The following is a 23,253-nucleotide window of genomic DNA, read 5'->3' on the forward strand; positions in this document are numbered from 1 at the left end:
CGTTGTACACACTCGACACCTCCTCATTCCTTCCGAAAAGTAGCCTCGATAAGCCGCTGCTGTCACGCGGTTCTTCGCTTAGCTAAAGACGGATGCGTCCACACCAAAGACGACACCGCAGCTCTCCAAGCCGCTGATGAGTGGGAGATAACCGGACTTGCGCGGTTCGCCGCATTCGACCTCCAGTTTTTCCTGGCAGGTGAACCGGCATTTTGGTACGCACCGGGCGAGAATCTCACTCCTGCCCAGGTCGTCTGTCACAGTCTCGTGGCCGATACCGGATCAAGGCAAGTGAGCTACGCGCTCCTCCTCATCGAACACGCGGACATCCACGAGAATGATCTGCGCAGTACTGCACCGTGGTACGGTTTAGAACCCACAGCCTCGGATATGTACGCGTTTCTCAACGGTGAGGTTGACCAACGACAGAGCCGGGAGACAGTGCTCCCAAATCCCGACGAGTATGACTCATTGAAATCCCAGTACGGAGTGATGTGAGCCACAGGGTAGAGCGATGCCTGCTACAATTCCCGTTCGAGCACTGAATCGATTCGACTGATGATGGGCTCCTCATCCTCGTTACGTCGTGCGGCTTCCCGAAGGTCGTCGAAAGAGTCAGCGAGCGTGGAGACGACAGTATCAGGGAACTTTTGCGGATCGATGACAGGGATGTCTTTCGCGTCTCCCGGTTCGAGTTTCTTTAGTCCGCTTGACAACGTGTGTTGCTCTTGCGAGACAATTTTGTCGACGAAGGTGGAGTTCAGATATGCCAGGAGCGCTTTCTTTCCGGTCCGTTTGATCGCCGGGTCAGGGTAGACCCCATAGTAACTGTTCAGGTGTCGCGCGTTGGTTTCGTTGAGCAGGAAGCGGATACCCGACCGACTCATCGATGCTATCAGTATCGGTGCGACGTCACCGCGCTCAACACGGTACCAGGGCTCTCGGCGGTGGACGGTTGTCCGTGTCGAGAGCGTTTTGTGCTCAGGTAGGCCGTGCCGTAGATACTCCACTACCGAGAGCGCGGGTTCTTCCGTTGTTGTAGCTTCACTCCACTTCGCGCGGCCAGCCTCTTCATCGTAGGTCGTTGCAGGCACTCCCTCGACGGGATCGGTATGGTATAGCAGCCGGGTAGGCCGGTCGTTATCACGGTGATGTTGCCAGTCGTTTGAACGAACATCGTACCCCTCGATGTACTCCGGCTTCGGAACCATTCGTTCGAGGAATCGCTGCTCGATTCCCCATGCGTCGATGGTCTCCTGTGTGAGGCAAAAGAAATCGTTCTCGCCCGTCTGTAACCCGCGGCGAACGTCCGCGAGTTCCGAGAGCGGCGTGAGACGAGGAGATGTTTCGACGTCAATCGGGTCGAACAAGCGATCCCACTTCTGATCGGGAGCCAAGTCCGCCTGTTCAACGCAGTGCACGACTCCCCACTCCGTTTCCCCTTGCCTGCCGTTTCGGACCGCGTCGGTGAGGCTCGGGACGTCCTGCTTCTCGTCGACGTGAATGAACCGCGTCACGTTCGTGTCGTCATCCTCACTCCGTGCTTCGAGAAACAGGATCAGCTCGGTCGTCTGCGCATTCTCGAATACCGACTCGGTGTTCGGATCAGACATCAGGATCGCTTTCACGTGAAACTCTCGCAACAGGAACCGCTTGAGTGGCGTTCCGTAGTCCCGAGCCAGGAAGGCGTGTGGGACGATGACTGCCGCCCGATCCCCGGGATCGAGGAACTGCCGCAAGTGGTACAGGAAGTATGCATACAGCGGCGAGGTACCGGGGATCTCTACCCCTGTTTGGTCTTCGGCTTGGGCGTTGCGTTCGGCTCTGTACTCTGCGGGGAGTTCCTGATAGCGGGTATACGGCGGGTTACACACCACTGCGTCGACGTCGTGATCCAAGTCTCCCGGGGCGAGATCGAGGAAGTCAGTTAGTTGGGCTGTCGTGCCTTGTCGGGCCAGTGTCTGTGCTGTGATTCCCATACGGGCGGCGATTGGACTCCGATCAATCCCCGTGACATCTCCTGGATCAGTACTTACGTCCCACCGTGGATGGAACGGCGTCGACAAGCCGCCGGCACCCATGCCCGGATCGAGGACGGTGTCTCCACCGCTGGTCGCCCACGTCTGCATTAGGCTCCCAATTTCTGGTGGGGTTCTGTGCTGACCGATCGTCCTGCGGTACTCGCTTGGGAGTAGCGCTTCGTAGAGCTTCCCGATAGACTCTGCGGGCTGGCTCGAATACAACACTCTGTGTCGTTCGCTGAGGACTGCTTCCAGATCCGTCGCCTCGAATAGCTGCACAACGTCGTCAAGCACACACGCTTTGAATCCGGGGTGGCCTGTTCGTTCCTCGATTCGGCGAAGTGTGGTCTGCGGATTAGTGTCGAGCTGTGGCCACGCGTGCTGCTTCCGCTGTCGCTCGTAGAGTGCTGCCTGCAGGAGGACACTCAGGAGTGCCTGGCGTGCAATAATCGTCTGAACGGCTGTGTGTTCCAGTGACTCGAAGCCGTGTAACTCACACCAGTCTTCGAGCCGTCTCCGAAGCGACTGTGAGAGCTCTGAATTTAGAGCTGGAACGACAGTCTCGGCGGCAGTTTTGATAGCGCCGATCAAGGTCTCTCCGACTACCGGTACGAACCCTTGGGCGACTGGGTCCCACTCGTAGTTGAGTCGGTCAAGTATCCCGCCAGTGAATCGATTTTTCACCTCCGGTTCCCAGACTGGAATCCCGACGCTTGCGGCTGCTCGATAGAGCTCTGGTTCGGAGAACGGTGGGGGGAGGGCATGGCCGTCGGCGGCGAGTTGTTCGATGACCTCCTCGATCTGCCCACGTCGACGGGCTTCTAACCCCACCGATGTGATCAATAATTCGTCTCTCCCGTCGCTCGATCCTACGGAGAGTTCGGGGATCGGATGGTACGTTCGCGTGTCGCACTTCGTCCCTCGCCGCTGAAGGCGATTGACACGCCTGGGTTCTGGCATAAGCCTCGCTCCGGGAATGATCCGAAGTACGCCACCCACCTACCGGGTTGTGGGCTTCCGAGGCGACTCCCGGAGCTACGTTTCGACTAGGTGGCCGAACTCGTCGACGACGATTCCGCCGTCAATCGCTCGCTCCTCACACCAGTCCAGCGCTTCGTCGTCGGTCAACAGCCGGATCTCTTCGCCAGGCGTGCGCTGATTGCTGATTTTCTCTGCCCATTTCGTGGCTGCGCCCCCCTCGCCGTGAAGGAAGTGCTCGCCGTCGGCGGTCTTGTACAAAGTTTCGATCAGGTAGTTAAAATCGCCCCTGTCGGTCAGCGGTGCGTACCTAGCGATCTGTTCGGCTTGGTCTGTATCGTACAGTTTTCGGTCGATGACTTGCTGCATGCACACCGGCAAAACCCGTGGGTACGTATAAACGTTAGCCCGCGATTTCTAACTCCTCAGGGCGTTAGAAGCAGAATACGGACTCACAGTACGACCACCCGACTGACAGCACGACCATACCGCCAATAATGACAATTATCCAACTAACATACGCCCGTAGAGGCGATGTATCAAGAATGGAACCGCGCGCGTCGGGAAACCAGCGTGGTTGCGTGAATGATGTTTTTGTAATCCCAGTACGAGACTGTGGAGACCCACCGAAGAATGGTCTGATATTTGCACCGGGAGTCAGAGCCCGCCAACGGTAGCCAGCACTCCGAGAAGTACGAGTACGACGAACACGGCTGCGCTGACGACCAGCCACGTGTTCTCCTTCGCTTTCTCGTAGAACGGCATCGCCTCGTACTCTTCCCGGAACGCATCACGGTTCGCCTCGTCATAGAAGTACTTCGTTTTGAACGCAAAGCGCTCGGTTACCGCGCATCCGGTACAGACCGGTGTTTCCTCCAGTCGCTCAGTTTTGATGTGTGAGTTGCAATTAATGCTTCCGCAGTTCGCACAGTACGTGTAGGTGTTGTCGGTGCCTGCGATGTCGCAGTGGACGCATTGGTGGATTTCGTCTTCGCTCGTTACGCGAGATGGTCCCGCCGCGAAATACTCGTACGGATACGAGTACTCCTGTAGATCCGTCGTGTGTCGGACCTGCGGCAGGTACACCGGTTCGATTGACTGTATCGAAATGTCGGAGCGGTTCGGTTCACACGTTTTTGTGTACGTGACGTTGTTGTCTCCCGTGTAGGAGACCGTCGTGGTTTGGTGTTCTCTGAGTCGGTCTACAGCCCAGTCTTTGTACTCGGTCTGTGTCTGCCCGAACCGCCGCTCTTCGACTACATCGAACTGATCTTCGAACCGGTCCGCTTCGAGATCGACGGTCGCGTGAAGGTTCTCCAACACGAGGTTCGAGACGTCACCGGACGCGGTCTCCGGGTGGCCGCGTTCGGCGTGAACGACGAGCCGGGACCGATCGTTGACCCGGTGAATCACGCCGACCGACGTCTCGAAGACCGCGTTCGTGTCCGCCGTCACGGCGACGACCGGTCGGAACGTGACGTGAGAATGCGGTGCGGGAAGGTCCGTCGACTCGATGTTGTCGATGTCTTGGAACGCTTCCTCGGCGGGTGCCGCCACCGATGTCGCCGGATCGAACGGTCGAAGCGTTTCGTCGCACAGGATTTCGATCCGGCCGTTGTAGAGATCGAGTCCGATCTCGTCGGCGATCTCGCGCAGGTCTTCGCCGTCAATCAGCTCTATCGGGTACGGGTCGTCGTTCCGCCGGAGTCGCTGGGCGTACTCGATGGCCGGGCCGGTGAACCGACCGGTCGTCGCCACCATCCCGCGTTTCGGTCCGTCGAACTCGAAGGTGGCAATCGCCGAGTGCAGTTTCTGCACGACCGGACGCCCGACGGTTCCCGTGTGCTTGCACTCGACGACGACACCCCTGCGAGTCCCGTCAACGACCTCTTCCATCATGACGTCGCGCCCCTCGTCGGCCGTCCGTTCCGCCTGCCGGACGTTCTCGTAGCCGAGATTCCGGAAAACGTCTTCCATCACGTCCTCGAACTCGAAGCCGGAGAGATCGTCCAGGACTGCCATTTTGATGTTTTTATTTGTTGGTTGTTCGTCGTATATACGTTCCCTTGGATTAGTAGCGAAGCACTCAGGACGGCGTGAGTAGGTCGTCGATGTCCGCTACGCTGAGATCTGTTAACCGAATCGGCATGGCCCGCCTTTGCTCTGCCCGTACGGGCAGGAGCCGCAACGAGTCGTTTCATCAAGCGCCGCCCGATCTGGGTGATCGTCAGGGTCGGGCGAGGGGGTGGTTGCTAACATGATTCGACCGTTTTCGTTGCGTGTGAGCGACAATTGCTTAGTGACACGGTTCAGCGCGGCGTCGAACGTCGCGTGATCAACGGCGACATCGTGGGTTGTCCCGCCGTCGTGGACGTAGATGAGGTGAGCGCTGGTGACATTGATATCGTAGAGGTTCGTGAGTAACCAGGCGTACGCTTGCAGTTGGGTTTTGTATCGACCGGTTGCGTACTCAGCGTCGGAGCGGACACCACCAGTTTTGTAATCGACGATGTGCCAGCCGCCGTCCCATTTGTACAGCAGATCGATGTCACCGCGGATCAGGGTCGTGGTCTCGCCGAGGTCGTGCGTGACATCAAATGTTTCTTCGGCAAGAATGTCTCCGTCAGCAACGCTCGTCTGGAGGCGTGTACCGGTGTCAGTGGCGTCGAAGTTCGGGATCACGGTGTCGGTGAGCTCATCAACCACTTCTTTTCCGTGTCGTGTGCGGACAGCAGCGAGCTCCGTGTCAAGGTCACGGCCGGCGACGACGTGTGCTTCAAGGACGTCGTGGACGACGGTCCCCCACTCGGTTGGGGCGAGCCCGGCAGGCGGTGAGATGTCCTGTTCGCGGGGCGGTGACATCGGTGTGACGTCTTGGACGTGTTCGTACTGATATCGACGTGGGCAGGACAGCAAGTCGTGAACGGCCGTCGCCGTCAGTGACTGTGGTCGTAACGGGAGCGCGTCAATCGTATCTGTCTCCGGTGTTCCGGCGAGGAACTCGTCAACAGCGGGTAACGGTTCACGATCCTGTGAGACGCGCGGTGTAGCGTTGAGCGGCACGTCATCAATTCCGAGTGTGAACGGATCGTGACTACCGGTGCTGGCAGTGGAGTGTCCAGCAAGATCATTGAGGCGGTCGTCGGTTGGCGTGAGTTCAACGGTCCCGGTTGGTGCGTCGGTGTCTGCGAAGAACACGTCTCGCATTGGTGCCATCCACGTGGTATGCTCGCCGTGGTAGATCTGGTCGGTGCAGAGGCCGAAGAAGACGTGGTCGGCAGCGCGGGTGAACGCGACGTAGAGGTTCCGCCATGATTCGGCGACCTCACGTTCGAGGTGCCGGTTCAACGGGTTCCCGTACTGGAACTGCCCGTCGTCGGTTCGCTTGTCGGAGAGCCAGATCGGGCCGGTTGCCGTTGCGATCGGGCCGTTGGACCGATCGGTGCCGAGCCAGACGCCGTCATCGTCCGGACTGTCGATATCGACTCCGTCAGGGAACGGTGTCTCGCCCGGTTGTGGGCGGATGGCGAGCCCGTCGCGGCGACTGCAGACGAGGCGGTTGAGTTGTGTGCGCGGGAAGTTGAGGCGGTTCAACAGATCGACTAGGAACACGACGGGGAACTCGCGGCCTTTCGACGCGTGTACCGTGGTTAATATGACGGCGTCATCGTTCTCCTCGCTGGCGATCGGTGCGACGGTGAAGTCCGGTTGGTTCTGCGGAGTCAAATCCCGTAGCGTTGTGAGTCGATCGACGAGTTCCCGGTAGGCGAGGAGCTCGTCTTCTTCCCATTGGTCAATGAGTTCAGTGAGCGTCCACAAGTTCCCGTACTCACGGATCGCTTCCGGGTTTGTGAGCAGGACGGTCTCGAACCCTGAATGTCGGAGGATCTTGTGCACGAGATCGGATTTCGCCTCTTCACGACTCCACCGTAAGTCATCTCGGAGCGCGACGAGCCCAGCGATCCGGTCACGGTCGTCGGATGGGAGGCGTTCGGGCCAGTCGTCGAGCAACGCTTGGACGCTGCCGTTGAACCGCGGGACGGTCCGAAGCGTCTCATCGGAAACCGCGACCAACGGGGACCTGAGGATACGTAGCAACGACGGGCGGGAGTGTGGGTTAGCGAACCATTCGAGAATGTCGATGATGAGTTTGATCTCGGTTGTTTCGAACAGGTCATCGCTCGCATCGACCGCGGCGCGGAGCCCGCGTTCTCGAAGCGCGGTGGCGTACTCCTCCATGCGAGACCGGGATCGGAACAGCAGCGTAATGTCACCCGGGTCCGGTGGCACGGGCGTACTCGCTTCGGATTTCGTGTACGGATCGACCCGCACCGGCGGCTCGTCGTCGGGGTCCACGATAGTCGCAATCGTCGAGGCGATACGTTCTGTTTCGACGCGAACCCAATCGTCACGTGTCGTGTTCCCGGAGAAATCCATCGCGTGAACACGCGCCTGATTCGCGTCGCCGTCGTCACGGAAGGCGTCCAACGGTTCATACGCGATGTCGATGTCACCCATACCGCCGAGGCTCGGGTGTGAGAACACGTGCGAGAACAGTCGGTTGGCCGCCGCGATGATGTCCGGGTGACTACGGAAGTTCAGCGTCAACGGGACGTGCGTCAATCCGCGGATCCCGAAGTGATCATCGACGACACTCGGTTCGACATCCCGGTCACGGAGGTTGTCTGCGCGTTGTCCGGCATCGATCACGTCGCCGAATATCTCCGGTTCTGCCGACCGCCACTCGTAAATCGACTGTTTCACGTCGCCGATCAACAGCACTTGCGTCTGGTGTGCGTCGTTACGGATCACGTGAGACAGCACTTGACACTGCGCATAACTCGTGTCCTGCACCTCATCGACGAACACGTACTGGTACCGTGAGGCAAGACTGTCTCGCCACCGATCGGCGACAGCCGACGGGAGCCGTCCCTCCAAGCCGTGTGCGTCGCCGGCGAGTTCCCTGACGAGGAGGAACGTCACGTCAGTGTGTGATAGCGCGCCGGTTTCGAGCGTCAACCGGTCGTAGTGTCGTTCGAACGATTCGAGCACCACGCTGAACGAATCGATCACCGCTGCCGTGTTCTCGTACGTCTCCTGGACGTGTACGAGTAGTTGCGCGAGGGCGTCGTCGTCGGTATCGGATAGCATCGATGGATTCGGTACGAGCGACTCCAGGATTTCCTGTACGTCATCGATGGTTGCTGGCCGGTCGTGCCCGGCGTGCATTTCCGTGAGGCTCTTTCGAAGGTGTCGTGTGGCTTTCGCCGGCGTCCAGCAGTACTCCCGGCACTTCTGTTGGATCTGTACGACTAGATCACGGTAGCCGGCCGGCTGATCGTCCGTTGGCGGGAACGCGTCGCGGAGTTGCCTGAGTTCCGACGGACAGTCACCCCGCACAGCATCGAACACGTTATCGATGAGATCGGATTCGGTAACCGAATCGCGGATCTCGAACGATGCCGGAACCCCGATATCGACGGCGATCTCTTCGAGTAGCCCTTGGAGGAACCCGTCGATCGTGCCTATGTCGGCGTTCGTTTCGATGTTCCGCCACACCGCGTCGCTCAACTGGTCAGTTGTGACGGCGTCGTGTTCACGGAGCTGCGTTTTCAGTCGCGTTTTGAGCTCGTGTGCCGCGTCGTTCGAGAACGTCGTCAACAGGATCTGATCGAACGGATCGCGCCCGGCGTCGTCCTCCGCGACGACGGCTTGTGCGACCGTTCGGATCATCGTCATCGTCTTCCCGGTCCCCGCGCCGGCGTTCACACACACGCGACCGTACTGCGGGTCATGGAACCTGTCGAACACGGTTTGCTGTGGTCCCTTCAACGACACGCTGCCCCGCGTCTCCAACGGCGGTATCGCGGAGATACGCCCCGTCATCGCTCGTTCACCTTTTGGGGTAGCTGACACAGGTCACGATACACGCACGTCGCACAGCCGTTGTCACCGCTTCCCGTGTTGTTCCCGTACCGATCCGTCCCTTCGCCCACGAACGCTTCGTCCACGTTGTACACGGCCGTCTCACCGATGTCATGCTGCATCGCTTCGAGGTGCTCCGTGAGATCCGCCCGCCACGATTCTGCCAAGCGCTGCCATGTTGCCGGTGTCACGCGTCGTTCCGTCTGTTCGACCGCATCAAGACAGTCTTCCGTCCCTGGTTGCGTGACAAGGTACCCGTTCCGGCCGCTCGGTCCGCTCACGCCTTGTTCAACGAACACCACGCCGACCGGGTCAGTATACTCGACCGCGGCCCCGTGTAACCGGTGATCGAGATCGAATTTCGACCCGATCCGACACCACGCAGCGTCATCACACTGCCGGCACACGTCGTGACACTCCTGTGGGCGCAACGCCCCGTCACGCGGCGGCTCCCAGCACAACTTCGGTGCGTGCGTTGCTGCGCCACGTTCAGCAACGTAGAACACCGGGAGGTGATACGGTCCCGTGTCACGACCGTCGGCGTCCGGCTCATCTGCTGGTGGGAACGTCACGGTATCGACCCGGTGGGGGCCGAGCGCGAGCGATCCGTCGCCCACATCAATCGTTCGCCCACCGACCCAGTCCCAGTTACGGGTTACCCCGGCCGCCAATTCCGACTGAACGCGCTCATACTCCCGAATGAGCGACTGCGCGATCGACGACGGTGCGTTCGACGGCGCGTTCTCACGCCACCACGCGACGACCGCGCCGGGGTCGCTGAACGCGTTCAAATCAGCCTGCCGGTCCGGGGCGAGCTCTTCGATCAGCACGCGGATCGCGTCTCGATACCGGTCTGTCACGTGCTGTTCACGAAGAACGCGCGGCACGCGCCCGAAGCGACTCGTCGGATTCGACTGCTGACCGTCCGGAATCCGATCGCGGTCGATCTCGTCACCGTCCCGGTTGAACAGGTACTGATAAAAGTAGTACTTCAGTTCACACTGTGCGTACAGATCAACTTCAAACGACCGCGCCGGGTCACCCGTCACTGCTTCTCGGTCGATGTCCGGCGAGAACGCGGCGTCCGCTCCGCCAACGCCAACGCGGAACGTCGGGGTCGTCAACCGGTCAACCCGCGGGCGGATCGTCCCATGGAACGCCTCGCCGTCCGTCCACAACGCCAACCGCGCGAACGCGACCGGCGAGATAGACGGGCCAGACACGTGACCTGCGTCCGCCGCATGAAACGCGTACGCTCGCAACCGATCCCGCCCAGCCAACTCACTCCACGCCGACACCGCACCGTGCTTCGCTACCGAATCATTTGCGGTGGCCGTTCCTGCCGTGGCACCGGCAGCTCCACGCACCGTCGGTAACCAGTCATCAACGGCGATCCGGGACACGTACGCGTCCTCCGTTGCCTCCGGATCGAGGTAATCGACGAACGACGACCACGCCACCGGATCCGACGCCGAATCCAGGTAATTGTGCAGCAACGTAACGGATTCAGCACTCACGCCCGCGGCTGCCTCGTACAAGTCGAGGTCTTGGCCGTACTGGCTCTGTCGATTCTCGTAAAACACGTACGGGTCCACGTCTTCCGTCATTTCGTCGTCAGCTCCGTGTGCCTCGTCGTACACTGCGTCGAACAAGTCTTCATGCAGGAACGTCGGTGGTGTGAACGATTGCGGGAACGTCTCCGCGGACAACCCGAGCACGAACACGTGTGCTGCATCGAGGAAGTACGTGTTACCGGCGTCCACCACTCGTACCGCGCTCGCGTCCGCGTTCCGCGTCCCGATCGACTCACCGCCCATCACGTCACCGACCGCCCGCACAGCGATCTCCCACCCGCTGCCAGCATCAGCGTCCGCGGTCAACTGCTCAGCTCGGTCCACGTACGCCCTGACTCGTCCAGCCTGATCCTGTACGCGTTCCGCGTAATGACTCTCGTGTTTCGCCGACAAGTCCGAGCGGCTCGGATCCACCATCGGACCAACCGGGCTCTGCACGTCGGCCCCCACCGTCTGCTCTATGTGCCGCCCTAACAGTCGCTGAATCCACTCACTCAGCCACGCTCCGTCAGGTACCGACCGGGCAGCTTCCTCTTGAATCCACGCTAGGTACACCGACGCGATCTCCCACTCACGCCCCGACCGGTCACCCGCGAACTCCGCCCACTCCGACACGCTTCGCGGCCCAGACGTCTCTTCGGCCGCCGCGAACTCCTCTTCGAGCCGCAGAAACTCCGCCTGCGGCACCGGCCACGACCCCACGTCCGTGCCCGGGACACACAACCCGAGCCGTAACGGATCGATCACCGCTTCATACCCGACTGACGCGTCCGGCCTTTCCGACACCGACGCGATCAGATCGATCGTCGCCTTCACGAACCGGTACGCCGGCACGTTCCCCATCGGCACCCGCGTCTCGACGTGATACGGGAACTCATTCGTCGTGAACACGTCCTCGACCACCGACCGATACGCACCAGCATCACGCGCCACCACGACCACATCCTCCGGTACCACGCCATCCGCGAACAACTCCCGTAACCGCGCCGCCACCGCCTCCACCTCACGCCGATGATCCGGGGCCTCAACCAACTCCACGCCACCCACCGGCTCCTCACTCTCAAACTCATTTTGCGCCACCGCCAACACGTCGTCAACGACCTCGCTCACCGCCGACCGTCCCGCCGTACCCTCAGTGACGTCCACCCCGACGGCCCGTAGCCGCGATACCAGATCCGTTCGCGTCCCCGACCGACCAAACACGTTCACCGTCGGCCCACCCGAAAGATCGTCTAGCGCCGCAAGCAACCGCGTCGTCGGATTATCAAACACGTTCACCGTCGCCACACCGACCCACTCAACCGTCGGAAATACCGCCTCCCATTCACCAGCAAGCTGCTCGCTCGCAGCCGCAACCAAATGACTCCGCGACAAATACACGTGCGCAGGCACCTCCCCCATCCGCGCACGTAACGCTGCGTGAATCTCTGCAAACGCCGCCAACCCCTGTGACGATTTCCACGCCGCAAACGGGTCCGACAGCCTCACAGCGACCGCCTCCAACGACTCGTGATTCCGATGCGCTTCAGATGGCGCTCCGACGTTCGACGCCCGAAAATACGCTTCAAGCTCCGATGACAAGCGCGCATACGCGTCCTCATCCCATTCGACCCGATCGATGAACCGCTCAAGCGGCGTTTCCGGCTTCTCACACGCAGCCTCCGATACGATCTCAACGATAGCTCGCCGTCGCAACGACGGATCCAGCACTGCCGCCCGTGACCCGTGGTGAGCGGAGAGGACCGCCCGCGCAATATCCTCGATAGACGAGTACGACGCCGCCTGCGACGCCGGCACTCCCTCTGACACGAGCGACCGCTTCAGATTCCGCTCCGCGATCGACCCGGCCGTCACACACAACCGCCCCGACCGCTCCCCAAGCCCATGCGGCACCCCGCTCTCCCACTGTCGCAGCAAGAACTGATCTAACCGCTCACCGCGAACCACAACCATACCCACACCCGACACGCCCGCCCCGAATGATACTTTGGATCGCTTGAACCCACCGGAACACGAAACGAGGAGCAATGGTGCAAAAAGAGCTCACGTATAAAAAGACCGACCCTGATACCTGAAAGATCCACTTGAGAACGTGTATCTAGATGTTGGTGTCAAACCGTTGAGTGGGATATGCCCAAACCGACGGATGACGGGGACCTAATCCCCGTATTAAATGAGGTTGGTGTGTGGTGTGACCTCCTGGCAGGTCAGGCGTCGCACACCACTTGTTCAACCTTTGAGCCAGGGAGGTTCCGACCGGTGACCGGAATGACGACTGTCTGCCCGTTTATTTCGCCTCGGAGCGTTTCGAGGATGGCGAACGGCGGCGCACACGCGCCCTCCATCAAGATGCGTTCTTCTCGGAACACCGCCGCTACCGTCTCGACGATTTCCGCTTCACTCACCGTGTACATCTCGTCCATGTGCTCCCGCATCACCTCCATTGGAAGGGCATACGGGACGCGCGCTGCGATCCCGTCAGCGAACGTATTAGCCTCCTCTTGTGGAGTCAGATCACCGGTCCGCCACGCTTGGTAGGCCGCGTCAACGTTGGCGGCTTGAACGCCGATTACATCGGCATCAGTAACCTGCCCAACCGAGAGACTGTAGCCAGCTCCGATGCTACCGGCCCCAATCGGCCCGAGAACAACATCCACGTCAGGGAGTGTCTCGGCGATTTCCAGTCCCGCAGTTCCGGTGCCGACGATCACTCGCCGTTCATTACCAGGATGGACGTATCGATATCCCTCTTCAGCAGCCAGGTCGGCTGCCCACTCTGCGGCGTCATCGTAATCGGCACCGACGACTTCGACACGCCCGCCAAGTCGTTCGATCCCATCAATCCGGTTCTGGCCCGTCCCCTCCGGGACAGCGACGAGTGCGTCAGTACCGAACCAACGGGCGGCTTGTGAGAGTGCGCGTCCGTAGTTTCCAGTGCTTGCTGTTATGACTCCTTGCTGCCGGAACTCCTCACTCAACCCAGCAAGAAGACACGTGATACCACGAATCTTGAACGACCCCGTCGGAAGCGTATCCTCTCGTTTCAGGTAGATCTCAGCCTCGTACTTTTCAGAGAGCCATTCACTCTTGACGAGCGGCGTCTGGGGGAGATGCCCACTGAGATCCTTCTTTGCTCGATACACGTCAGCAGTCGTTGGCGGGGTAAGGTCGTGGTATTCGAAAATCGTTGAGGCATCGGGCGACTCTACACGATGGTGTGAGGACGACGACATACTCGAATCACTGTCCTCAACACGCGTGAAACTACCCCTCACCGGACCACGTTCTGACGGGTAACAACTAACCTCTCCGTCAGCAACGATCACGTATGCCGACAGAAACAATCAACGGCACCCAGTTGTACTATGAAGAATCAGGTGATGGAACGCCAGTCGTCTTTCTCCATGGCGTGTTGATGGGTAGCCGGTTCTTCAACAAACAGCAGAACAGCATCGCTGAGGACCACCGGCCAGTCGTGCTTGATTTCCGTGGTCATGGTCGGTCTGCGAAGTCAGAGACCGGTCATACACTCCCGACGTATGCCGCTGATCTCGAAGCGTTCCTTGAGAGTCAAAGCTTCGAGAATATCGTGCTCGTCGGATGGTCAATGGGATCGCTGGTTGCGTGGGAGTACATCGACCACTTCGGCACTGATCGACTCTCCGGGTTCGTATCCGTCGAGCAACAACCGCTCGATCTCGAACAAGAGGACTACGAGCACGGCGTGTTTGACTTCGATGAACTGATTGATCTCATGGAACTCGCGCAAACGGATCACCACGAACTGGGTGCGGTACTGATCGACCAGATGTTCGCTAACGAACCGCCTGCCGACGTCCGACAGCTCGTGTTCGACGAGATCGCCCGCGTTCCCCCCGCGATCAAAAGCGCAATCTTCTTCGATCAATCAGTCCGCGACTACCGCGATGTTCTCGGGGACGTAGATATCCCAACGCTCGTCTGCGTCGGTGAAGACGACACATTGTTAGACCCTGCTGGAGTCGAATACATCGCAGAGCAGACGCCGAACGCTACCCTTGAACGATTCACAGACAGTGGGCACTGTCCATTCCTCGAAGAACCAGACAAATTCAACCGAATCATCACAGAATTTGTTCATAACTGCACCGAGTAGCACTCAAACGATATGACTCGAACCCACTGATTCTGGAGGACAGCGGTCTATTCACAGAGAAACAAGGAGGAGCCTCACGGCTTCAGATGTGAGAGGAATCCGACCGAGTACCGATACCCTGTGTTGAGCGCGGTCAGGGGTGGTTCGTTCCGGCGTTAATGCTCGTCATTGAGCCCTCGTCAAGTGCCTGTCGCCATAAGAGATGAATTGCCCGGGCAACAATGTCGACTGAGGGTTCCTTGAGGCACGATTTTTCTACGTGGGTATCCGCGCTGGATGCGTCTGGTGGCGGGTGGAAGTGTCGGTCGTCGGGTGGTGCTGAAAAGTCGTGAGGGTGGATATCCCACCGGAGGTTGCGCCCGGACGTATCCGAGTAATGAATATTGTAGTCGCCCGCCGTCGTCCATCGAACCGTGAATATGGTTGTATCTGCCTCCCCGATGCCATACGGTATCGTGATCCGGAGCTCTCGCGGGTTGAGTCGGTCATCGATTTCGCCTGAGGCCATCGGTTCGATGGTGCTGAACGCCTCTCGGAACGCATCGAGTTTCGTTACGTCGATCGTGCCTCGAAGTGTGTGAGACTCGCCGTCTCCATTGTCGAATTGCATCAGACCGCTTCTGCGGCATCAGTGGGGTTTTCGACCGCGCTGAGCGCGAGCGCCACCTCCGCGAATGCGAGGTTCCGCCGCGTCGTTCGCCACTCCAGGAGCGTCTCTGTGTCGATATCCGCGTGGGATCGGACGGCGTCATCGGGCGAGTTAGCATCGAACCGGTCGCCGTACTCTCGAAGCTCCTCGCGCATCTCCAGAACGCGTGTCGAGAGCGTATCGGTGTCCGTCTCGTCGAGGATACGCCGAGCCTGTTCGAGGGCGATCGAATCCTTGGCCCGCTGATACAGCGTCCCCGTCGAGTCCGGCGACGCGGTCTCTGCCACGTAGCCGTGCTCGGCCAACGAGCGAAGATGCTTACGGGCTGTCTGCTCCGACGTGAGGGCGTTCTCGGCAACGGTCGCCGCGCTCATGGGCTCGTACGCCGTACGCATCACTGACTGTACACGGTCGAACGGACTGGTCTCACGCTTCCAGTCCTCTTTGGCGCGGTCGTTCACATCCTCAAATGCCGGGGCAGAGTCTGGCATCGAATCAACGTACGAAACATGAGTATATCACTCTTCGGGATGATATTCTCACCTTCTCGGGTTGTCAGGTGTGTATCAGTACCCCTGAGAGCCACTCATTAAGACGGTTGACACATACACACGTCGATCCTGTTCGGCTACACGAGTTGGGATACGCGTCGCATTGTACGGTGCGTGTTCAACCTCGTTGTTGAGTGACTCATACGCAGCTACCAGTACATCTGCGCGTGTCTGCGTCGTGGGGTCACCTCATGTCGCTTCGGCGTCGTTCACGGTTATGGTGAACCCGACGCTCCGGAGTTTCTCAACAAGTGGCAGTCCAATGCCAGACGCTGGCGTCAGTATTCCGCCATCGAACGGCGTTTCGACATCATCGTTCGCCAAACAGAGGGCAGCCTCACCGAGCATCCGCGCGGTTGCGCCGTATCCCGGATCTCTGTCAGCACTGAATTCTCCGTCAACTGTGAACGGTCCATCCGTGGCCATTCCACGCCCGAGCAGTCGTATTTTGAACGACCCGTTCTCGGCTTCTTCGCGCGTTGGTCCTTCCCCAGGCTCAGGGAAGACGTAGCGACGAAGCCCGGAGCGGAGTGGCCCCACCGACATGGCGGTGTTGAATAGACCGAGTCCGCCAGTGATCGCTCCGGCGATGGCCGCACCCGTCGGACCATCACCGGTTGTGACGACTTCGGTACAGCGGAACTCACGCCCCCACGGATAGCCTAACAGCGCATTACTCCGTCTGATCACGCGCTCGTTCACTGCTGCCATCGGTGAGGGGGCCGTCCACGACCCGCGGAGCGAATCGTTGCGGGGCAGTCGTTGTTCACCGGGATCGACACCGCTTCGCTCGCCCGGCGGTGCCAGCGAGTACGGATTCCGAAGCGTTTCTTGAACGAGCGGGTCAGTTTCAGCCGCTTCGAACAACTCGGCAAAGCTCGCCAGCGTGCCGCCGCTGACACCACCACTCCCGCCTTCTAAATAGATACGAACAGTCTCACACGGAGTGTCAAACTGCGCTACCGCATACGACTGGAGAAGGAGTGTCCCGAGATCGGCGGGGACTGAGTCGAACCCACAGCTGTGGACGATCCGTGTCTCGGCATCCACAGCCGCGTCGTGGAACCGATCAATCGTCTCACGGACCCAATTAATCTCTCCGGTGAGGTCACAGTAATCGGTCCCCATCTCGATACACGCCTCAACGAGCGGTGTGCCGTACGAGGTGTACGGCCCGACTGTCGTACAGACGACTCGCGTATTTCCGGCGAGTGCACGCAGACTCTCGGGATCTGTCGCGTCACCCACCACCACGGGAACGTCACCCCACGCGTCGCTGCGACGGGTGAGATCGGTGGCAACTGACTCAAGTCGCTCCGGATCCCGCCCACCGACCGCGAGTGAAAGGTCCTCAGGCGTGTACTGCTCAGTAAGATACTCAGATACGAACCGCCCGGCGACACCCGTTGCTCCCCACACCACAACATCATACTCACGCTCGGATCCGGACATCTCTATCAATCGTTGTGGCCGACCGATTGTAAACAAGCGGGCTGTACGCCGACGTGGACGGCGTGGGTCACTGAGGTAATTCAACGGGAGTAGTAGTACTTTTCTAGCAGATACTGGATAGTGGTCGTATGCAACGGGCCGTTCAACTGGGTGACCGACTCGTGAATATCTCAGAGTCACTCGCCACAGGGCGCATGTTCGCCCTTACGACGGCTACGTTCATCGTATTTCTCACCGTCATTCTCCCCGAAGAAGCCAGTCGAAGTACGGCATACCTCGGTGACAACCCTACTCCGGACGGCTCTTTCATCTACTCTTCGTCAGACCTCTACGACATGGCAGGCGCCTATGGCGCTGATGGCCGCCGGTACTATATCCGCTCGCGGTTCACGTTCGACATTATTTGGCCACTCGCGTACGGCTGGTTTCTCTGGACCGGTATCACCTATTTCCAGCAAGGAATAACGAACGCGCACGTCAAATACGCCGTGTTACTTCCACTACTGGCTGTACTGCTAGATCTCATGGAGAACACCTCGGCATCGGTCGTGATGTTTCTCTATCCAGATCGGGTACCTGTGCTCTCACATCTCGTGCCGATCGTTACGTTCGGAAAATGGGTCGTGATCGGGGTGAGCTTCACTGTTCTCGGCCTATTAATTCTCGCACAGCTCTGGAAGCGGATCTCGTAGAAATGTCACTTACCCACCGACCGTTTACTCAACCGGGTGGCTGCCGGCCGATGACGGCATAGAACGGGTCAGTCCCGGGTTGATCGACGACGCGTTCTGTTTCTCCGAATCCGCCGGCGAGAAAGTACTCTTCGACGAGCGTCGCTCGTTCGTCCATCGATCGGGTTCGCCACGCCCGGATCGCCTTCGTCGGAAACATCCGGTTAGTGAAACTAACGATGGCAGTACCTCCGGGCTTGAGCACCCGCCCGAACTCACTGAACACGTCGGCGGGATACTGGAGATACTGCACCGATAGCGCACAACTCACGACATCGAACGAGTTCTCGTCGAGCGGGAGCGTTCGATCGCTGTTGAAATCCTGTACGAAATACTTGTCTAGACGATCGTTTGCTTCGAGTTCGGTTTCGTTGAGTCCGTGGCCAACAACGAACCCCAGCGGGGCATCCGGAAGAAACGATATCCAACTACTCATCGCATCGAAAACACGATCTCCAGATGTAATCTCCGACTCGTACAGCTTCGTCAGCCGAGACGTGAACGCATCGTCTGCGTGGGTGACGAACCGAGGCGCGTCGTAAAACTGCTTGTCGTCACCCGAATCGATTTTTTGCCGATCGACGTCCGATAGCAGTCCCGTCACGGTGCTCTAAGGGACGGGTCGGAGAGGAAAGTACTCAGCGCCTCCGAATCAGTCGCTTCCGCGTACGACGTCGCCATCGACAACAGATTCGCGTTCCGGAACGAGACGTACCTCCAAGAAGCCGGGTATCTCGTGGGTGTAGTAGGATGAAACGATCTGCGAGTTCGAGTCTACGACCGCAGCCCCGGAGACGAACCGTACCTTTCGTCGTTCGAACGACAGTGAAACAGAATTAATTCTGTAGACCACAGATATGTATCGCTTCGAACCACGAGACGTTAGCGGAGGAAGTAGTCTGACAATGCTCGGCTACAAGCACTGTCATTAGATAATTTCTCCAAGAAACTATTTGTTTCTCGACTGCGTAGCACCCAGTATGACCGAGACGTGGGACGACGTCAACGAGCAAGTCAAAGCGGATTGGAAAGACGACACCACGCCGTTCGAGCGGGTGTACGAAATCATCGAACAAACCCACGACGGGGAGTCGGCCGCCGAGATTGCCGACCGCGCCCTCGTGAGCGAGCCGACGGCGCGTCGCCACAGTAAGACACTCGTGAACACCGGGTTCGCCGAGACGGAACAGGACGGCCAAACAACACTGTACAAGCGCAACAGCGACCGGATTTTAATGTCCCGGATCCGGGAGCTACGCAAGGAAGTTACTCGGCCGGAGTTGCTTGACAGCATCCAGGAGATGAAAGCCGAGATCCGGCACTACGAAGACCGGTATGACGTGGTGTCACCAGAGGAACTCGCCCAGCAACTCGACGGCGACGAGACCGAAGGCTGGAACGATCTCACCGCGTGGCGGACAACACGGCAGAACCTCGCAGTCGCCCACGCAGCACTCGCCTACGACGAGGCCAGCCACCAACTCGCTATATGAGCGGCGATGACCGTGCCGGCGAGTTCGGACCGATCTATCTTCCGGCACTCCAACGGATTCGTGACCTCTGGCTCGAGCTTGAGCCGTTAGTCGACGTAACGTCGTACGATGACATCGTCGCCCCCACGGAACTACACATCAGTCTCAGCGATGGGCTCAGCAACGCCGAGAGCGCTCGACTCGATATCCAATGGAGCAAACAGGGAATGTATTCGTTCCACTACGTCGATAGCGACAACGTCAACTGGCGCTTCGATCGCCACCCCAACACCCACTCACCCGAGATACACTTCCATCCTCCTCCAAACGCCGCCACGACGACCGCCGAGCCATCCTGTATCGACGTGACTGAAGTATCACTCGTCACTCGCGCCATCCACGCGATGTGGCGGGCAGCATACGAGGACGACGACTCAGCCCAGTTGAACAGCGCATCAAACCCGCCGTGAGGCGGCATTATACAGGTCAAGGAGAATACCTGCGGCTTCAGCCGCAGGATGAATCCGACAACTTGGAGTCAATCTACGCTGCAATAGCCATTCTGAGATTTGGCAATCCGTATCTTGAAGCGACAGGCAACCCTGCCTACAGATAGGAATCAGGTCGGGGACAGAGCGGTTCCCACCAGTCCTACGATGGCGGCCTGTCCGCCCCAAGCAATAAGACAGTAATCGGAACCAGTTGGGTGAACGGTCGGTTCCTATAATGAACCGATGCTGTGCCCGACTGCTGTAGGCACCACAGAAAGTAACTCCGAGTCCGCCGAAGTCTGCCAGACTCCCGCGAGGCAAAAACAACTTCGGGGGTCCGAACACGACGGAGGATAGGAGTACCGGGGGCTTGGCACTCCCAGCAGTCCCACCCGCCACAGTCCGTGAACTCCACACGGATTCTCACCGTGTCGGGGTTCGGTAGGACTGCAAACCTGAAACCTCCAACGCTCAGGATTCCTCCGCGTTTACGCGGAGGAGGATGTCAATCAGGAGTGTTCATGGAAGTAGAGCGTTCGGGAGATACTGCGAGCAATCGACCGGGATCGCTTCCCATGCTCCCTGAATCGCTTGATACCCTGTCCAGCCTTCCTCTCGAAGCATCTCGCTACAAGCCTGACAAAACTCCGCTACAGTACACTTCCCCTCGTCTAGTAACAGACACAGCAAAAACGTGGGAGCAACTGCCTTCCCAGTCGTCTCTTCTGCGTCATCGAATACTCGATTAATAGCCCGACGCCCGTATGTATCCATTAAAATAGCGAACCGATACAGCTCTGTATGCTGTTCGATTTCCATCTTCAGAGACTTCTCCCCAGCATCCTCTCCATGTGGTCGAGGAACACACGGAACCGTTGTAAACGACTTCTCCTCGTCATCGAACGGCGCAAGTGCCCTCTTGCTCCCATCGTGAACCCACCGCTCTCTCAACCCTTCAGGCGCGTACTCAGACATCTCCCGAACGTGACGCTTGAGTTCATGAAAACACACGTTAGTCGTCGTCAGCTGGATATTGTCCGTAATTCGAGACCAGAGACCTGTGTTCGCTACAGCGATTAGAGCGTCTGTATCAACGGTAACTGGATGGCGGACATCGTCGTCCACCATCTTCACTTCTGGAAAACGCCACTCGTATCAAGCTCCGCAGCCTCCTCGAAGGCCTCTCGCTCCCGCTCAATTTCTTCCAAGGCATCACCAAGAAGGAGCTCTGTAACTTCTTCAGAAAGCTCTCCCTGCTTGTATCGCTGGTGGAGAGTGATCTTCTCTTCGTCTGAGAGGACTTCTCTGAGTTTCTCTTGAAGACCCTGTCGAGCAAGCTCACTGATGTTGATCCCACCAAGACGCATTTGATCGACAATCTGACTCGCTTTCTTCTCAGTTTCCCCCCGAAACTGTATTTTGTCGTTGTTTGTGGCCATCTTACCCAACATCCTCTCTCCACCGTCATAGATGTTGTGACGAGCCATCCATGTCAGTACAACCTCTCAATAGTCAATACGCACTCTTCAGCGACCAGCTGTTTCAGACGATAGTATGTCTGAATGATACGACTCCACTCTTCCGAGGGTTCTTGCTGAATTGTCTTCCTTTATATTTGATGAGTCTCTACCACAATCATGAAACGGAGAAGTGTGCTTGCCCTCGCTGGCTCTGTCACAGCCGTTAGTTTTTCAGGATGCTCAAGCACTCAAGAGGAACCGAACGATCAGACTGCAGACCGAAGTGATGATGATGGAGATGATGATGAGCCTGACGTTGAGGATGGTGACACAAGCGAATCGAATACTTCGTCTTCTGACTGTGACGAAGTAGAATATGAGGAAGAGGATGGGTACATTCTCATCAGTAATATCACCCAACTACAATGCATCGGAGACGCGGATGATGCCCCACTCGATGGTGATTATAAGTTAACACAAAATATTGATGCGAGTGAGACAGAGCAATGGAACGATGGGGCGGGATTCGATCCGATTGGGGAGTGCGACCTTCTCGAGGGAGAATGCCAGGGAGAAATATTTACAGGACGATTTGACGGAAACGGGTATGAGATTGTGGGACTTTATATCGATCGGACAGATGAGGTTGGACTGTTCAGTAGTGTTGATTCCAGGGATCTAATGCCCGCAGCAAGCAATATTAAAAATGTTACCTTGGTTGATGTAAACGTCAGTGGAGAATCCAGAGTCGGGGGGCTTGTCGGCGTAAGCGACGCGGGACGTATTACTAACGCTTCTGTTACTGGAGTTATAAACGGAAACGAAAGCGTCGGGGGGCTTGTTGGATTCAACAATACTGATGCAGAAGTTGTTGATTCGGATGCCGAAGTCGACGTAACTGGAGAGTCACTAGTCGGCGGACTTGTCGGATGGAACACTGACGATACCACGTTTGATGGACAGATAGAGGGGTCGTCTGCGACTGGACGTGTTGAAGGGGACGAACGAGTCGGAGGGCTTGTCGGAAATAATGGTGGGGATATTGAAAATTCACATACGGAGGTCGATGTAACTGGGAACGAACGAGTCGGGGGACTCGTCGGAGACAATACATTCGGACGAACAACTGGCTCTCACTCGAGGAATGAAGTATCCGGGGAGGAACAAGTAGGAGGGCTCGTCGGTTTCAGCAGGGAAGGAGATGTATTCGATTCGTATGCTGCGGGTGATGTAACTGGAGACGAACGAGTTGGAGGACTGGTCGGAGAAAATAGAGGAAGAGTGGAAGAATCATATGCCGAAGGAACAGTAACTGGAGATGATGCTGTTGGCGGACTTGCTGGACGGAATGGTGTTGTTAGAGTTAGTGATGATGGAGAAATACGAGATTCATATGCGACTGGAATGGTAACCGGGAACGAAGATGCCGGTGGACTTGTCGGAGATAATGGTTCTGAGGGAGAGATAACCACTTCATACGCGACAGGGAATGTAACTAGCGATGGATTTGGCGCTGGTGGGCTCGTTGGAACCAATAGTAGCGGTAGCAGTAGTGGAAATATTTTGCAGTCGTATGCGATGGGAGATGTAGTCGGAGACGCTCACGTAGGCGGGCTTGTTGGATTCAACGGTGATGGAACAGTAAGCGAGACGTATGCGACGGGAGGTGTTACTGCCGGCGATTTTGTGGGCGGTCTTATCGGAGATAATATCGACGGACGCTCTTCTGTAGGAGATTGTTGATACTGCTGAGCTGCTGCTGTCGAGTCGAAGAGGACAAGGACACCGCGTCAGCGGTGTCCGACACGGATGAT

Annotated in this window: 17 protein-coding genes and 2 pseudogenes; 6 read left to right on the forward strand and 13 right to left on the reverse strand. The window is 58.2% G+C overall.

What is annotated here, in order from left to right:
* Positions 1-498 (forward strand): annotated as a pseudogene (locus ACFQEU_RS02650) (hypothetical protein); the annotation flags it as partial.
* A 23-nt stretch (positions 499-521) separates the two neighbouring features.
* Here the strand turns inward: ACFQEU_RS02650 and ACFQEU_RS02655 are convergent.
* The 6 genes from ACFQEU_RS02655 to ACFQEU_RS02680 all read right to left on the reverse strand — a co-directional run bounded on the left by ACFQEU_RS02655 (position 522) and on the right by ACFQEU_RS02680 (position 13,731).
* Positions 522-2,864, reverse strand: coding sequence for an N-6 DNA methylase (locus ACFQEU_RS02655; protein ID WP_379779028.1), 2,343 nt, complete (start codon positions 2,862-2,864; stop codon positions 522-524).
* Between the two features lie 192 nt (positions 2,865-3,056).
* A complete protein-coding gene (locus ACFQEU_RS02660) occupies positions 3,057-3,368 on the reverse strand; it encodes a hypothetical protein (RefSeq protein ID WP_209485446.1) in 312 nt (103 codons plus the stop codon).
* A 288-nt stretch (positions 3,369-3,656) separates the two neighbouring features.
* Entirely contained in the window at positions 3,657-5,021 is a 1,365-nt protein-coding gene (locus ACFQEU_RS02665; RefSeq protein ID WP_379779030.1) for a restriction endonuclease, read from the reverse strand.
* Positions 5,022-5,132: 111 nt separating this feature from the next.
* Positions 5,133-8,810: a UvrD-helicase domain-containing protein gene (locus tag ACFQEU_RS02670; RefSeq protein ID WP_379779032.1), complete on the reverse strand. Its 3,678-nt coding sequence runs from the start codon at positions 8,808-8,810 to the stop codon at positions 5,133-5,135.
* A 71-nt stretch (positions 8,811-8,881) separates the two neighbouring features.
* Positions 8,882-11,608: a PD-(D/E)XK nuclease family protein gene (locus ACFQEU_RS02675; RefSeq protein WP_379779034.1), complete on the reverse strand. Its 2,727-nt coding sequence runs from the start codon at positions 11,606-11,608 to the stop codon at positions 8,882-8,884.
* A gap of 1,097 nt (positions 11,609-12,705) precedes the next feature.
* The gene (locus ACFQEU_RS02680; protein ID WP_379779036.1) at positions 12,706-13,731 is read right to left on the reverse strand and encodes a threonine ammonia-lyase; all 1,026 of its coding nucleotides are present in this window, start codon (positions 13,729-13,731) and stop codon (positions 12,706-12,708) included.
* Positions 13,732-13,826: 95 nt separating this feature from the next.
* On the opposite strand from ACFQEU_RS02680, the gene ACFQEU_RS02685 reads away from it, so the two are divergent.
* A complete protein-coding gene (locus ACFQEU_RS02685; protein ID WP_379779038.1) occupies positions 13,827-14,633 on the forward strand; it encodes an alpha/beta fold hydrolase in 807 nt (268 codons plus the stop codon).
* A gap of 133 nt (positions 14,634-14,766) precedes the next feature.
* Here ACFQEU_RS02685 and ACFQEU_RS02690 read toward each other — a convergent pair whose 3' ends face one another.
* From ACFQEU_RS02690 to ACFQEU_RS02700, 3 genes are all read right to left on the reverse strand, one after another.
* Positions 14,767-15,243, reverse strand: coding sequence for a toxin-antitoxin system TumE family protein (locus ACFQEU_RS02690; RefSeq protein WP_379779040.1), 477 nt, complete (start codon positions 15,241-15,243; stop codon positions 14,767-14,769).
* Positions 15,243-15,773 carry a DUF7342 family protein gene (locus ACFQEU_RS02695; protein ID WP_379779042.1) on the reverse strand — a complete coding sequence of 177 codons (531 nt, stop codon included), beginning with the start codon at positions 15,771-15,773 and terminating at the stop codon, positions 15,243-15,245. The genes ACFQEU_RS02690 and ACFQEU_RS02695 overlap by 1 nt, the downstream gene beginning before the upstream one ends.
* Before the next feature lie 249 nt (positions 15,774-16,022).
* Positions 16,023-17,285 (reverse strand): saccharopine dehydrogenase family protein, encoded by a 1,263-nt coding sequence (locus ACFQEU_RS02700; protein ID WP_379779044.1) that lies wholly within the window; start codon positions 17,283-17,285, stop codon positions 16,023-16,025.
* 128 nt (positions 17,286-17,413) lie between these two features.
* On the opposite strand from ACFQEU_RS02700, the gene ACFQEU_RS02705 reads away from it, so the two are divergent.
* Positions 17,414-17,977, forward strand: a complete 564-nt coding sequence (locus ACFQEU_RS02705; protein WP_379779046.1) for a hypothetical protein — start codon at positions 17,414-17,416, stop codon at positions 17,975-17,977.
* 28 nt (positions 17,978-18,005) lie between these two features.
* Here ACFQEU_RS02705 and ACFQEU_RS02710 read toward each other — a convergent pair whose 3' ends face one another.
* Both ACFQEU_RS02710 and ACFQEU_RS02715 read right to left on the reverse strand, forming a co-directional pair.
* On the reverse strand, positions 18,006-18,620 hold the full coding sequence (locus tag ACFQEU_RS02710) for a class I SAM-dependent methyltransferase (RefSeq protein ID WP_379779048.1): 615 nt from the start codon (positions 18,618-18,620) through the stop codon (positions 18,006-18,008).
* A gap of 35 nt (positions 18,621-18,655) precedes the next feature.
* Positions 18,656-18,730: pseudogene (locus ACFQEU_RS02715) on the reverse strand (7-cyano-7-deazaguanine synthase QueC); the annotation flags it as partial.
* Between the two features lie 266 nt (positions 18,731-18,996).
* Between ACFQEU_RS02715 and ACFQEU_RS02720 the strand changes: the two are divergent.
* Positions 18,997-19,509 (forward strand): winged helix-turn-helix domain-containing protein, encoded by a 513-nt coding sequence (locus tag ACFQEU_RS02720; protein WP_209487228.1) that lies wholly within the window; start codon positions 18,997-18,999, stop codon positions 19,507-19,509.
* Positions 19,506-19,958 carry a toxin-antitoxin system TumE family protein gene (locus ACFQEU_RS02725; RefSeq protein WP_379779051.1) on the forward strand — a complete coding sequence of 151 codons (453 nt, stop codon included), beginning with the start codon at positions 19,506-19,508 and terminating at the stop codon, positions 19,956-19,958. The genes ACFQEU_RS02720 and ACFQEU_RS02725 overlap by 4 nt, the downstream gene beginning before the upstream one ends.
* Before the next feature lie 540 nt (positions 19,959-20,498).
* On the opposite strand, the gene ACFQEU_RS02730 is transcribed toward ACFQEU_RS02725, so the two are convergent.
* Both ACFQEU_RS02730 and ACFQEU_RS02735 read right to left on the reverse strand, forming a co-directional pair.
* On the reverse strand, positions 20,499-21,107 hold the full coding sequence (locus tag ACFQEU_RS02730; RefSeq protein WP_245202868.1) for a hypothetical protein: 609 nt from the start codon (positions 21,105-21,107) through the stop codon (positions 20,499-20,501).
* Positions 21,108-21,109: 2 nt separating this feature from the next.
* On the reverse strand, positions 21,110-21,418 hold the full coding sequence (locus ACFQEU_RS02735) for a DUF8065 family protein (RefSeq protein WP_209487226.1): 309 nt from the start codon (positions 21,416-21,418) through the stop codon (positions 21,110-21,112).
* A 198-nt stretch (positions 21,419-21,616) separates the two neighbouring features.
* Here ACFQEU_RS02735 and ACFQEU_RS02740 point away from each other — a divergent pair, with 198 nt between their 5' ends.
* Positions 21,617-23,182 (forward strand): GLUG motif-containing protein, encoded by a 1,566-nt coding sequence (locus ACFQEU_RS02740; protein ID WP_379779053.1) that lies wholly within the window; start codon positions 21,617-21,619, stop codon positions 23,180-23,182.
* Positions 23,183-23,253: the final 71 nt, after the last annotated feature.

Origin of the sequence: Halorubrum tibetense, assembly GCF_042661865.1 — an archaeon.
Taxonomy (GTDB): domain Archaea; phylum Halobacteriota; class Halobacteria; order Halobacteriales; family Haloferacaceae; genus Halorubrum; species Halorubrum tibetense.